11 protein-coding genes are annotated in these 13,697 nt (G+C 65.0%); 9 read left to right on the forward strand and 2 right to left on the reverse strand.

Annotated features, from left to right (window positions below):
- The first annotated feature begins 383 nt into the window (after positions 1 to 383).
- Positions 384 to 1,655, forward strand: coding sequence for a glutamate-5-semialdehyde dehydrogenase (locus F3J20_RS27810; protein ID WP_167285445.1), 1,272 nt, complete (start codon positions 384 to 386; stop codon positions 1,653 to 1,655).
- Positions 1,656 to 1,749: 94 nt separating this feature from the next.
- Positions 1,750 to 2,166, forward strand: a complete 417-nt coding sequence (locus F3J20_RS27815) for a CopD family protein (protein ID WP_167040510.1) — start codon at positions 1,750 to 1,752, stop codon at positions 2,164 to 2,166.
- Between the two features lie 156 nt (positions 2,167 to 2,322).
- On the opposite strand, the gene F3J20_RS27820 is transcribed toward F3J20_RS27815, so the two are convergent.
- Complete coding sequence (locus F3J20_RS27820; RefSeq protein ID WP_167285446.1) at positions 2,323 to 3,168, reverse strand: MurR/RpiR family transcriptional regulator; 846 nt, start codon at positions 3,166 to 3,168, stop codon at positions 2,323 to 2,325.
- A 300-nt stretch (positions 3,169 to 3,468) separates the two neighbouring features.
- Between F3J20_RS27820 and edd the strand changes: the two genes are divergently transcribed.
- The 4 genes from edd (at position 3,469) to F3J20_RS27840 (ending at position 8,221) form a co-directional block, all read left to right on the forward strand.
- Positions 3,469 to 5,379 carry a phosphogluconate dehydratase gene (edd, locus tag F3J20_RS27825; RefSeq protein WP_167285447.1) on the forward strand — a complete coding sequence of 637 codons (1,911 nt, stop codon included), beginning with the start codon at positions 3,469 to 3,471 and terminating at the stop codon, positions 5,377 to 5,379.
- A gap of 35 nt (positions 5,380 to 5,414) precedes the next feature.
- Complete coding sequence (gene eda / locus F3J20_RS27830; RefSeq protein ID WP_167285448.1) at positions 5,415 to 6,056, forward strand: bifunctional 4-hydroxy-2-oxoglutarate aldolase/2-dehydro-3-deoxy-phosphogluconate aldolase; 642 nt, start codon at positions 5,415 to 5,417, stop codon at positions 6,054 to 6,056.
- Positions 6,057 to 6,324: 268 nt separating this feature from the next.
- Positions 6,325 to 7,716, forward strand: a complete 1,392-nt coding sequence (locus tag F3J20_RS27835; RefSeq protein ID WP_167285449.1) for a GntP family permease — start codon at positions 6,325 to 6,327, stop codon at positions 7,714 to 7,716.
- Between the two features lie 10 nt (positions 7,717 to 7,726).
- Positions 7,727 to 8,221 (forward strand): gluconokinase, encoded by a 495-nt coding sequence (locus tag F3J20_RS27840; protein ID WP_167285450.1) that lies wholly within the window; start codon positions 7,727 to 7,729, stop codon positions 8,219 to 8,221.
- A gap of 188 nt (positions 8,222 to 8,409) precedes the next feature.
- On the opposite strand, the gene purB is transcribed toward F3J20_RS27840, so the two are convergent.
- Positions 8,410 to 9,798 (reverse strand): adenylosuccinate lyase, encoded by a 1,389-nt coding sequence (purB, locus tag F3J20_RS27845; protein WP_167040527.1) that lies wholly within the window; start codon positions 9,796 to 9,798, stop codon positions 8,410 to 8,412.
- Positions 9,799 to 10,066: 268 nt separating this feature from the next.
- Between purB and F3J20_RS27850 the strand changes: the two genes are divergently transcribed.
- The 3 genes from F3J20_RS27850 (at position 10,067) to F3J20_RS27860 (ending at position 13,664) form a co-directional block, all read left to right on the forward strand.
- Positions 10,067 to 11,023: a LysR family transcriptional regulator gene (locus F3J20_RS27850; protein WP_167285451.1), complete on the forward strand. Its 957-nt coding sequence runs from the start codon at positions 10,067 to 10,069 to the stop codon at positions 11,021 to 11,023.
- A gap of 160 nt (positions 11,024 to 11,183) precedes the next feature.
- On the forward strand, positions 11,184 to 12,497 hold the full coding sequence (locus F3J20_RS27855) for a Glu/Leu/Phe/Val dehydrogenase (RefSeq protein WP_167285452.1): 1,314 nt from the start codon (positions 11,184 to 11,186) through the stop codon (positions 12,495 to 12,497).
- Positions 12,498 to 12,770: 273 nt separating this feature from the next.
- Complete coding sequence (locus F3J20_RS27860; RefSeq protein WP_167040532.1) at positions 12,771 to 13,664, forward strand: glutamate/aspartate ABC transporter substrate-binding protein; 894 nt, start codon at positions 12,771 to 12,773, stop codon at positions 13,662 to 13,664.
- The last annotated feature ends 33 nt before the right edge of the window (positions 13,665 to 13,697 follow it).

Below are 13,697 nucleotides of genomic sequence, written 5' to 3' on the forward strand. Positions count from 1 at the left end.
GTCAGCGGCGGCGCCCGTGCCGCCGCCACGGCCTCGCACGCCGGCGGCGTCGGCACGGCGGCCAGTCTGACGCGGCTGAGGCGCGCGAGCCTCGGCCGGGATGCGGTGGTTGCGCATGGGGTCGACGCCGTGCAGACGCCGACAAGCGCATGGTAGCCGCCAGCCGCTTTTCGCATACTTTTGCATACGGATCGTCGCGCTTCGTCCGCTACACCCGACGCCATAGCAACGGCAATGCAACGCGACGACAAACCCGCGGCATCGCAGCGCACCGGCCGTCCGCGTGCAAGCAAAGCCCCGGTGCCCGACTTACAATCGTTTGATCTTTCGCTAATTCTGTCCGACCACCGCACCTCGACGTGCGAGGCATCACGAGAATGACCATGGATATCGACCAGTACATGACCGACCTCGGCCAGCGCGCGCGCCAGGCATCACGCGCGATGGCGCGAGCTTCGACCGCCGCGAAGAACGCCGCGCTCGCGGCCATCGCCGAGGCCATCGAACGCGATGCCGCGCTGCTCAAACAGGCGAATGCGCGCGACCTCGAACGGGCGCGCGACAAGGGGCACGATGCGGCGTTCATCGACCGTCTGACGCTGTCGGACAAGGCGCTGAAGACGATGGTCGAGGGTCTGCGCCAGGTCGCGGCGCTGGCCGACCCGATCGGCGAGATCAGCAATCTCAAGTACCGGCCGAGCGGCATCCAGGTCGGCCAGATGCGCGTGCCGCTCGGCGTGATCGGCATCATCTACGAATCGCGCCCGAACGTGACGATCGATGCGGCGGCGCTATGCCTGAAGTCCGGCAACGCGACGATTTTGCGCGGCGGCTCGGAAGCGCTCGAATGCAATACCGCGCTCGCGAAGCTGATCGGCGAGGGGCTCCAAGCAGCCGGCTTGCCGCAGGACGCGGTGCAGGTGGTCGCGACCTCGGACCGCGCGGCGGTCGGCAAGCTCATCACGATGACCGGCTATGTCGACGTGATCGTGCCGCGTGGCGGCAAGAGCCTGATCGAGCGGCTCATCAACGAAGCGCGCGTGCCGATGATCAAGCACCTCGACGGCATCTGCCACGTCTACGTCGACGACCGCGCCGATCTCGCCAAGGCGCTCAACGTCTGCGATAACGCGAAGACGCACCGCTACGGCACCTGCAACACGATGGAAACGCTGCTGGTCGCGCGCGGCATCGCCGCCGAAGTGCTGCCGCCGCTTGGGCAGTTGTATCGCGACAAGGACGTGGAACTGCGCGTCGACGCGGCGGCGCGCGCGGTGCTGGCCGATGCGGGCGTCGGTCCGCTCGTCGAGGCGACCGAGGAAGACTGGCACACCGAATACCTCGCGCCGGTGCTCGCGATCAAGATCGTCGACAACCTCGACGCGGCGATCGAGCACATCAACACCTACAGCTCGCAGCACACCGACGCGATCGTCACCGAAGACCACGACCGCGCGATGCGCTTCCTGCGCGAAGTCGATTCGGCGAGCGTGATGGTCAACGCATCGACGCGTTTCGCGGACGGCTTCGAGTTCGGCCTCGGCGCCGAGATCGGCATTTCGAACGACAAGCTGCATGCGCGCGGCCCGGTCGGGCTCGACGGGCTGACCTCGCTGAAGTACGTGGTGCTCGGTCACGGCGAGGGCCGTCAGTAAGACCGAAGCCCGCACGAATCGACGCACCGCGAACAACGCCCCTAACGACACTAACGACCCTACGACCGACCACAAGGACTATAAGGACCCGCCGATGCTCTGGGTAAAGACGTTTCACATCGTATTGATTGCTTCCTGGTTTGCCGGCCTGTTCTATCTGCCGCGCATCTTCGTCAATCTGGCGATGGAAACCGAACCCGCGGCAACGGCGCGTCTTCTGTTGATGGCGCGCAAGCTGTTCCGCTTCATGACCTTCATCGCGGTGCCGGCGCTCGCGTGCGGGCTGTGGTTGTGGCTCGTGATCGGCATCGGCAGCGGGCAGGGCTGGATTCACGCGAAGGTCGGCGTGGTCGTGCTGCTCGTCGTCTACCACGCGTATTGCGGCGTGCTGCTGCGCCGGTTCGAGCGCGGCGAGAACCGCCGCTCGGACAAGTGGTATCGGATGTTCAACGAACTGCCGGTGCTCGGCATGCTCGCGGCGGTTGCGCTGGTGGTGATCAAGCCGTTCTGAGCGGTCGACGGCGCCTCGGCCGTCGCGCGGGAAAGCGGCAGGGAAAACAGCAGGAAAAGCGCGAGAAAAAGCGGGAAAAGACAAAAGGGCGGTGTGCCGGTTGAACGGCACACCGCCCTTCGTTTTATTGGCGGCCGAGCACTTTGCCGCCGCGCATCACCCCTGCGAATCCACCCGCCGCCGATGAATTACCTCTTTCGTCTGCGCGAGCTTTTCCACGAGTTCCGGCCCACGGCTCAACGCGACGCCGACCGCGAGAATGTCGCCGATCGCGAGATGCGACACGCGCGAGGTCATCGGCGAAAAGATGTCGGTGTCTTCGTCGACGTTCGCAAACAGGCCCACCGTCGCGAGCCGCGCGAGCGGCGAGTTGCCGTGCGTGATCGCGATCACCTTCGCGCCCGCGTTGAGCGCGGCCTTCGCGGCGTCGATGATGTCGCGCGTGCGGCCCGTGTTCGAGATCGCGACCACGACGTCGCCCTCGCCCAGCAGCGCCGAGGACATCAGAAACGTATGCGGGTCCGAATACGCGACGCTCGGCATGCCGAGCCGGAAGAACTTGTGCTGCACGTCGAGCGCGGCGATGCCCGAGCCGCCCGCGCCGTAGAACTCGATGCGGTGCGCGCGCGCGAGCAGGTCGATCGCCGCCGCGACGCTGTCCGACGAGAGGTTGTTGCGCACCTGGATCAGCGCGCCGATGGTCCGGTCGAGCACCTTCGCGGCGACGCCCGGCGTCGGTTCGTCGGGCCGCACGTCGCGATAGACGGCCGGTACTTCGGCCGCGATGCCCTGCGCGAGCCGGATCTTGAATTCGCGAAACCCCGAAAAGCCGAGCGCATGACAGAACCGCGCGATGGTCGGCTGGCTCACGCCCGCGCGTGCGGCTACTTCGGTCATCGACAGATCGAGCACCTCGCGCGGCGCCTCGATCACGTAATCGGCCAGCTTGCGCTCGGACGGGCGCAACTGGTCGCGCATCTCTTCCACCTGAGACAGCATCATCGGACAACTCGCACTATGCTGAAGAATCCGTGGACTATAGCCGATTGGCCGATGGCGCACAAAAGGAAGGTACAAAAACTACATATCGCCTCTAAGTGTATTCCCTGGGTTTGGGTCGAAAAGCACCGATAGACCGCCGGTAGGGCGATGCGGCGTGTTTTGCGATGTGGCGATGCAACAGCGCTCTCCGTTGCGATCGTGTAGTTTTTCTACTAAGATGGCGTCGTTCGAGAGCAGCACACACGACTTGTCGACCCCTACCCCGCGATACCGCCCGCCGCCAGCGACGAAGGAGCTCAGATGGTTTCCCTGCATTCGCAATTGTTGAAGGTCACGCAGCGCGTGATCGAGCGCAGCAAGCCCACCCGCGAGGCGTATCTGGCCCGCATCCATCATGCGCAGGGCAAGTTCCCGGCGCGCGGCGCGCTCTCGTGCGCGAACCTCGCGCACGGTTTCGCGGGGCTCGAAGGCAACGACAAGCTCGTCATCAAGCAGATCCGTGAGCCGAACCTCGGCATCGTTTCGTCGTACAACGAGATGCTGTCGGCCCACGCGCCGTACAAAAACTACCCGGACATCATCAAGCAGGCCGCGCGCGAAAACGGCGGTGTCGCGCAATTCGCGGGCGGCGTGCCGGCGATGTGCGACGGCATCACCCAAGGCAACGCGGGCATGGAGCTGTCGCTCTTTTCGCGCGAAGTGATCGCGATGAGCACGGCCGTCGCGCTCACGCACAACATGTTCGACGCGGCGCTGTGCCTCGGCATCTGCGACAAGATCGTGCCGGGCCTTCTGATCGGCGCGCTGCAATTCGGCCATCTGCCGACGATCTTCGTGCCGGCCGGCCCGATGGCGAGCGGCCTCTCCAACGACGACAAAGCGAAGACGCGCCAGCTGTATGCGACCGGCCAGTGCGGCCGCGAGGCGTTGCTCGAAGCCGAAGCGGCCGCGTATCACAGCCACGGCACCTGCACGTTCTACGGCACCGCGAACAGCAACCAGATGCTGATGGAAGTAATGGGCCTGCATCTGCCGGGCTCGGCCTTCGTGCATCCGCACACGCCGCTGCGCGACGCGCTGACCGCGCAGGCCGCGCGCCGCGTGCTCGATCTGACGGTCGAGCGCGGCCACTACATGCCGATCGGCCACGTGGTCGACGAGAAGGCGATCGTCAACGGCATCGTCGCGCTGCTGGCGACGGGCGGCTCGACCAATCACACGCTGCACCTCGTCGCGATTGCGCGCGCGGCCGGCATCGTGATCGACTGGGACGACTTCGACGCGCTCTCGCAAGCGGTGCCGCTGCTCGCGAAAATCTATCCGAACGGCAAGGCCGACGTGAACCACTTCCACGCGGCCGGCGGCGTCGCGTTCCTCGTGCGCAATCTGCTCGAAGGCGGTCTGCTGCATGAAGACGTCAACACCGTGGTGGGCAAGGGGCTCAAGCGCTACACCGAGGAGCCGAAGCTGATCGACGGCAAGCTGCAGTGGGTCGCGGGCGCCGAGGCGAGCGCCGATACGGCCGTGCTGCGCGGCATCGCGGAACCGTTCCAGGCGGACGGCGGCCTGCGTCTGATGCAGGGCGAGCTGGGCCGCGGCGTCATCAAGATTTCGGCGGTCGCGGCGCAGCATCGCAAGGTGAAGGCGCCGGCGATCGTGTTCGATTCGCAGGAAGCAGTGCAGGCGGCTTTCGACAACGGCGAGTTGAAGCGCGATTTCATCGCCGTGGTGCGCTTCCAGGGCGCGCGGGCAAACGGCATGCCGGAACTGCACCGTTTGACGCCGCTGCTCGGTGTGTTGCAGGATCAGGGTTTCCATGTCGCGCTGGTGACCGACGGCCGCATGTCGGGTGCGTCGGGCAAGGTACCGGCGGTGATCCACCTGTCGCCGGAAGCGTTGCTGCAAGGCCCGATCGGCAAGGTTCGCACGGGCGATATGCTGGTGATCGACGCCGAAGCCGGCGTGCTCGACATCGAGATCGACGCGGCCGAATGGGCCGCGCGCGAGTGCGCTGAGCCGAAGCATCAGGCGGACAACGAGGTCGGCTTCGGCCGCGAGCTGTTCGGCGTGTTCCGCTCGGCGGCGGCGCCGGCGGAGCAGGGCGCATCGGTGTTCGGCGCGATGGTCGGCGAGCCCGGCGCTCACCCGGACCACGCGCACGGCCACCAGCACAGTCATCGGCACCACGACAAACACACGAACGCCGCGTAAGCCAGCGCGGCGCGACAGAAACAAGGAGTCTGACAATGACGGCGAAAACAGTAAGCGATATCGTGCGCCTCGGCCCGGTGATTCCGGTGCTCGCGTTCGACTCGGTCGAGCAGGGCGAACACGTGTCGCGCGCATTGCATGCGGGCGGCGTGAAGGTGCTCGAAATCACGTTGCGCACCGCAGCAGGGCTCGAAGCGATCGAGCGCGCGAGCCAGCTGGCCGAGGACATCGTGGTCGGCGTCGGCACGATCACGAAGCCCGAGCATTGCGCGCAGGCGAAGAAGGCGGGCGCGCAGTTCGGCGTGTCGCCGGGTCTGACGAAGGACATGCACCAGGCCGCGCAGGATGCCGGCCTGCCGCTGCTGCCGGGCGTCATGACGCCGTCGGACATCATTGCCGCGCTGGAGCTCGGCTACGAGATCGTCAAGTTCTTCCCCGCGCAGCAGGCGGGCGGCGTGCCGATGCTGCAGGCATTCCACGGCCCGTTCCCGACGCTGAAGTTCTGCCCGACCGGCGGCATTACGCCCGAGACTGCGCCGCATTTCCTGTCGCTGCCGAACGTGGTTTGCGTCGGCGGTTCGTGGCTCACGCCGAAGGCCGCGCTCGCCGCGCAGAACTGGGACGAGGTCACGCGTCTCGCGCGTGCCGCGAGCCAGTTGGCCGCGCCGGCGCGCTAAGCCCGGCGACAACGCATCGGCTGCCGGAGTGGCTGCCTGAAGCGGGCCCGATACCAGGAGTCTTGTCGATACAGCCGCACCAGGCTGTCGCGCCGAGGCTCTTTTTTTACATGACGGGCGGCCCGGATTTACGCGCGCGCTCGGGAAACAAACAGTAAAATTCAGCGTCCGCGCGGCCAGCCGGGTTTTCAGGCATCGCGCAGGTTGCCGTGAGACGACGTGCTGGCCGTGTTCCGCACTCAGAATCAATAACGAAAGGAGAAGCTTCATGGAAGCTGTCCACGGCAGCATGCTGCTGGTCTACGCGGTGATCGCCATCGCCTTGCTGATCTTGATGATCACGCGCTTCAAGGTCTATCCGTTTCTTGTCCTGATCATCGTCTCGCTGCTGCTCGGCCTCGTGTCCGGCATGCCGATGCAGACCATCGTCAAGTCATTCGAAACCGGTAACGGCAATACGCTCGGGCACATCGCCATCGTGGTCGGCCTCGGCACGATGCTCGGCAAGATGATGGCCGAATCGGGCGGCGCCGAGCGCATCGCGACCACGCTGATCAACTGGTTCGGCGAGAAGCACATTCACTGGGCGATGATGGTCGTCGCGATCATCGTCGGCTTGCCGGTGTTCTTCGAGGTCGGCTTCGTGCTGCTGATTCCGATCGCCTTCAACGTCGCGCGGCGCACCAATAAATCGCTGCTGCTGGTCGGCCTGCCGATGGTCGCGGGCCTGTCCGTCGTGCACGGCCTGATTCCGCCGCACCCGGCCGCGCTACTCGCCGTGCAGGCCTATCACGCCGACATCGGCAAGACGATCGCCTACGGTCTGATTGTCGGCATTCCGTGCGCGATCGTCGCCGGTCCGCTGTTCGCGCTGCTGGTGAGCCGCCATATCCAGTTGCCGAAGGAAAACGCGCTGGCCGCGCAGTTCCTCGGCAGCGCCGCGAATGGCGGCAACGGCGCGAACGCTAACGCCGACGCACCGAAGCGCGAATTGCCGGGCTTCGGCATCACGCTCGTCACGATCCTGTTGCCGGTGGTGCTGATGCTGGTCGGCAGCTGGGCCGATCTCGTCTTCGAGCCGAAGACGCTGCCGAACGATCTGCTGCGCTTCTTCGGCAACACCGACGTTGCGCTGCTGACGGCCGTGCTGGTCAGCTTCTGGACCTTCGGCGCGAGCCGCGGCTTTACGCGCGACCAGATTCAGAAGTTCTGCGGCGAGTGTCTCGCGCCGATCGCGGGCATTACGCTGATCGTCGGTGCGGGCGGCGGTTTTGGCCGCGTGCTGATGGATAGCGGCATTTCGAAGGAAATCACCAATGTGGCGACCGCGATTCATCTGTCGCCGCTGATGTTCGGCTGGCTCGTCGCGGCGATGATCCGTCTCGCGACCGGTTCGGCCACCGTCGCGATGACGACCGCTTGCGGCATCGTCGCGCCGATCGCGTTGGCCGGCGGCGTGCAGGTGAAGCCGGAGCTGATGGTGCTCGCGACCGGCTCGGGCTCGCTGATCTTCTCGCACGTGAACGATGGCGGCTTCTGGCTGATCAAGGAATATTTCGGCATGACGGTGGGGCAGACCTTCAAGACATGGTCGCTCCTCGAAACCATCATCTCGGTGATGGGGCTGGGCCTGACCTTCGCGCTGGCGGCGGTCCTGTAAGGAGCTTCAAATGATTCTGATCGCAATGGGCGTGTCGGGCGCCGGCAAGTCGAAGATCGGCGAAATGCTCGCGGAGCGTCTGCATTGCACGTTCACCGACGGCGATGCGTTTCACAGCGCCGCCAACAAGGAGAAGATGCACCACGGCACCCCGCTCACCGACGAAGACCGCTGGCCGTGGCTGAAGACGATTCGCGCCGCGATCGAGGAAAAGCAGCAGGCGGGCGAGACGGCGGTGTTCACGTGCTCGTCGCTGAAGCGCTCGTATCGCGACGTGCTGCGCGCCGGCGACAAGGACGTCTGCTTCGTCTACCTCAAGGGCTCGCGCGAGGTGCTCGCGGAGCGTCTGGGGCATCGCACCGGGCACTTCTTCGATCCGTCGCTGCTGCAAAGCCAGCTCGATACGCTCGAAGAACCCGGTGCCGATGAAGCGATCACGGTCAGCATCGATCTGACGCCGGAGCAGATCGTCGACGAAGTGCTCAGGCAGGTCGACGAGCGCTGAGCCGTTGACTTTGGGGTGTGTTCCGGCGCTGCATGCCGGACGCTGAAATACCGGACGCCCATATGCCGGCTACCGAGCGCTGGCTACCAAGCGCCGGACGAAAAAAAGCCGCTCATCCGAGCGGCTTTTTTTACTCCTCGCCGCGACACCGCCGCGAGGCACGACCTGCATAAGCAAGCAGACCAGAATCAGCCGATCCGCTTCGCCAGTTCGACGGCCTTGCCGATGTACGAGCCCGGCGTCATCGAGAGCAGACGGTCCTTCGCGTCCTGCGGAATCGCGAGGCCGCTGACGAACGCCTGCAGCGCTTCGCGCGTAATGCCCTTGCCGCGCGTGAGTTCCTTCAGCTGTTCGTACGGATTCTCGATGCCGTAGCGGCGCATCACGGTCTGCACCGGCTCGGCCAGCACTTCCCAGCAGTTGTCGAGGTCTTCGTTCAGACGCTGCGCGTTCACTTCGAGCTTGTCGAGGCCGCGGATCAGCGAGTCGTAGGCGAGCAGCGAATAGCCGAACGCGACGCCGATGTTGCGCAGCACCGTCGAGTCGGTCAGGTCGCGCTGCCAGCGCGACACCGGCAGCTTGTCGGCGAGATGGCGCAGCGTTGCGTTGGCGAGGCCGAGGTTGCCTTCGGAGTTTTCGAAGTCGATCGGATTGACCTTGTGCGGCATCGTCGACGAGCCGATTTCGCCGGCTTTCGTGCGCTGCTTGAAGTAGCCGACCGAGATGTAGCCCCACACGTCGCGGTCGAGGTCGAGCAGGATCGTGTTGGCGCGCGAGATCGCGTCGAACAGTTCGGCCATGTAGTCGTGCGGCTCGATCTGGATCGTGTACGGGTTGAACGTGAGCTTCAGGCGGTTTTCGACGACGTCCTTCGAGAACGCTTCCCAGTCGAATTCCGGATACGCGGACAGGTGCGCGTTGAAGTTGCCGACCGCGCCGTTCATCTTGCCGAGCAGTTCGACTTTCGCGATGCGCTCGATCGCGCGTGCGAGACGCGCCGCGACGTTGGCGATTTCCTTGCCGAGCGTGGTCGGGCTGGCCGGCTGGCCGTGCGTGCGCGAGAGCATCGGCTGGGCGGCGTGCGCATGCGCGAGCGCGATGAGGCGCTCGTGCACCGAGCGCAGCGCCGGCAGGATCACGTGTTCGCGCGCGCCGGCGAGCATCAGGCCGTGCGAGGTGTTGTTGATATCTTCCGACGTGCAGGCGAAGTGGATGAACTCGCTCGCGCGCTCCAGTTCTTCCTGACCCTTGACCGATTCCTTGAGCCAGTACTCGACGGCCTTCACGTCGTGGTTCGTGACGCGCTCGATTTCCTTGATGCGCGCGGCGTCGTGCGCGGTGAAGCGCTCGGCCAGTTGCAGCAGGAACTGCTCGGACGCGTCGGAGAAGCGCGGCACTTCGGCGAAGCCGGCGCGCGACAGCGCGATCAGCCAGTGGATTTCGACCGTCACGCGATTGCGCATGAAGGCGGCTTCCGAGAGCCAGTCGCGCAGGGCTTCGGTTTTCGACGCGTAGCGGCCGTCAAGAGGGGAGAGCGCGTTCAGCGCGAACAGGGTGTCGGGGCGGGTGTCGGACATGATGAGGAGCTAAGCGCTCAGCGAGCGGATCGGAAACGGCGGGAACCGCGCATTTTACCACTGTGAGGCGCGGTGCCCGAGCTTCGCGGCCTGGCCGTGCCGGGCGGGCCACCGAGCTTCGGCGCGAGCCCTCGATGCGGCAGGCGCGGGCGAACTGCATGCGCCGGCCCATCGCAGGGCCGGCGGTTTGCGTTGCGGCACCGTGCCTCGCGCATGTGGCGCGCCGCTAGAATGCAGACTTCTTCTCTTACGCCGGCGGCGCAATCGCATGGAACTGAAATGGCTCGAAGATTTCATTTCGCTCGCGGAAACGCGTAGCTTCAGCCGCTCGGCCGAATTGCGCCACGTCACGCAGCCGGCTTTCTCGCGCCGCATCCAGGCGCTCGAAGCGTGGCTCGGCACGGAGCTGATCGACCGCTCGGTTTATCCGACGCGGCTTACGGCGGCCGGCCAGGTGTTCAACGAGCAGGCGCTCGCGATGCTCTCGCAGTTCCACGAAGCGCGCGCGCTGTTGCGCGGCCACACGGCGACGCCGCAGGCGACGATCGAATTCGCGGTGCCGCACACGCTTTCGCTCACGTACTTCCCGCGCTGGCTGCAGCGCATCGAGGCGCAGATGGGCCCGATCCACACGCGGCTGCGTGCGCTCAACGTGCACGACGCGGCGCTTTCGCTCGTCGAGGGCGGCTGCGATCTGATGATGGGCTACCACCACCCGAGCCATCCGGTCGCGCTCGATCCGGGCCGCTACGACATGTTGACGCTCGGCCACGAGCCGATCAGCCCGTTCTCGGCGCCGGGCCGCGCGGGCCGCCCGCGACATACGCTGCCGGGCACGGCCGAGGCGCCCACGCCGTATCTGTCGTATACGCCCAATGCGTATCTCGGACGCATGACCGAGGTGATTCTCGCGAACGCGCCCGAGCGCCTCCATCTGGACCGACTCTACGAAACCGATATGGCCGAGGGGCTCAAGGCGATGGCGCTCGCCGCTCACGGCATCGCCTTCCTGCCGCATAGCGCGGTGGAAGACGCGGTCGCCGAGGGCAAGCTGATCCGTCTCGATCGCGCGACGCGCGGCACGCCCGAAGGGCAGCTCACGCTGAGCATGGAGATTCGCCTGTATCGCGACAAGCTCGCGGCAAAAAGCGACGATGCACGGCAGATTCTCGTGCGGCAGCTATGGGATGTCGTGACGGAAGAACTGAAGCAGGGCGCAGCCTGAAAGCGCGTCGCACCGGCTCGCCGATTGGCTTGCCGACGACGTGAATATGCGGCTTTCCGAACGTTATGCAAAAAAAACATAATGGGATGAGGAAACGGCATTGGATTTCGATGCGGCGTTTTTTCACAATGCCGGTATTCGATCAACGCCCGGAGCGTTCATGTCATCCCAGCAACAAGCCGCACAATCCGCAGTCACGGCGCAAGCCGTTCCGTCCTACCTCAATAGCGAAGACCTCGGCCCCTGGGGCAACTACCTGCGCCAGGTCGACCGCGTCGCGCCCTACCTCGGCCCGCTGTCCCGCTGGCTCGAAACCCTGAAGCGCCCGAAGCGCATCCTGATCGTCGACGTGCCCATCGAACTCGATAACGGCACCGTCGCGCACTTCGAAGGCTATCGCGTGCAGCACAACGTGTCGCGCGGTCCGGGCAAGGGCGGCGTGCGTTATCACCAGGACGTGACGCTCTCCGAAGTGATGGCGCTGTCCGCGTGGATGTCGGTCAAGAACGCGGCGGTGAACGTGCCGTACGGCGGCGCGAAGGGCGGTATCCGCGTCGATCCGCGCACGCTGTCGCGCGGCGAACTCGAACGCGTGACGCGCCGCTACACGAGCGAGATCGGCATCATCATCGGACCGAATACCGACATCCCCGCGCCGGACGTGAATACGAACGAGCAGATCATGGCGTGGATGATGGACACGTATTCGATGAACCAGGGCCAAACGGCCACCGGCGTCGTGACCGGCAAGCCGATCACGCTCGGCGGCTCGCTCGGCCGCCGCGAGGCGACCGGCCGCGGCGTGTTCGTGGTCGGCTGCGAAGCGGCTCGCCGCATCGGCTTCGACGTCGAGGGCGCGCGCATCGCGGTGCAGGGCTTCGGCAACGTCGGCGGGATCGCCGCGCGTCTGTTCCAGGAAGCGGGCGCGAAGGTCGTCGCGGTGCAGGACCACACCGGCTCGCTGTACAAGTCCACCGGCATCGACGCGGTCGCGCTGCTCGATCACGTCGCGAAGACGGGGGGCGTGGGCGGTTTCGCCGAAGCGGACGCGATCGCGAACGAAGCGTTCTGGACCGTCGAATCGGACATCCTGATTCCGGCGGCGCTGGAAAATCAGATCACCGAAAAGAACGCCGGCAAGATCAAGACGCGCATCATCGTCGAAGGCGCGAACGGCCCGACCACGACGGCGGCCGACGACATCCTGCACGATCGCGGCATCCTCGTGATTCCGGACGTGGTCGCGAACGCAGGCGGCGTGACCGTTTCGTACTTCGAATGGGTGCAGGATTTCTCGAGCTTCTTCTGGACCGAGGGCGAGATCAACGAGCGTCTCGAACGCGTGATGCGCGAGGCATTTGCCGCGGTGTGGCAGGTGGCGAGCGAGCAGAAGGTCTCGGTGCGGACCGCGGCGTTTATCGTCGCCTGTAAGCGGATTCTGCAGGCGCGCGAAATGCGCGGCCTGTACCCCTGATCGAGCGCTTCGAGTGGCGCTCGTGCGGCCCGGCCTCGGGCCGGGTGGCGCGGGCGTCGCGCATGGGTGTCTGAAACGCGGTTCACAAGACTGCGTGTTTGACCGGCGGGCGGCATCGTATCGATGCCGCCCGTCTTTTCCTATCCATAGAAAGCAGGTTGCGCCGCCGTCGCGCAAGCGTCGCGGCGTGCGCGCAACAGCATGGTTTATAGCAATACTTTCAGAAAAATTACTTTGCTAAACTGGCTGCGGTTCTTGCCAAGGAGACTCAAGATGAAAGTTAAAAAAGCTGCGTTGCTGCTCGCGACTCTCGGACTGTTCACGGTCGGCGCGCAGGCGCAAGATTCGGGCACGCTGAAGAAGATCAAGGACACGGGCGTCATTTCGCTGGGCCATCGCGAATCGTCGATTCCGTTCTCCTATTACGACGACAAGCAGAACGTGATCGGCTATTCGCAGGATTACGCGCTGAAAGTGGTCGAGGCCGTCAAGCAGAAGCTGAACATGCCGAACCTGAAGGTGAAGCTCGTGCCGATCACGTCGCAAAACCGCATCCCGCTCGTGCAGAACGGTACGGTCGACATCGAATGCGGCTCCACTACGAATAACCTCGAACGTCAGCAGCAAGCCGCCTTCACGAACACGATCTTCGTGATCGGCACGCGCCTGATGACGAAGAAAGACTCCGGCATTAAAGACTTCGCCGACCTGAAGGGCAAGACGGTCGTGACGACCGCCGGCACCACGTCCGAGCGCATGCTGCGCAAGATGAACCAGGACAAGAACATGGGCATGAACATCATCAGCGCGAAGGACCACGGCGAGTCGTTCCTGACGCTCTCCACGGGCCGCGCCGCCGCGTTCATGATGGACGACGCGCTGCTCGCCGGCGAGCGCGCGAAGTCGAGCAACCCTGGCGATTTCGTGATCGTCGGCACGCCGCAATCGCGTGAAGCGTATGGCTGCATGCTGCGCAAGAACGACGCCGACTTCAAGAAGGTCGCCGACGACGCCATTGCGAAGGTACAGACCTCGAGCGAAGGCGAACAGATCTACAAGCGCTGGTTCGAATCGCCGATTCCGCCGAAGGGCCTGAACCTGAACTTCCCGATGAGCGACGACATGAAGGCGCTGTTCAAGAACCCGAACGACAAGGCAATCGATTAAACCTTAGCTGCTTTTCGACACTTTCGAAACGCT

The organism is Paraburkholderia sp. Cy-641, assembly GCF_011752945.1.
GTDB lineage: Bacteria > Pseudomonadota > Gammaproteobacteria > Burkholderiales > Burkholderiaceae > Paraburkholderia.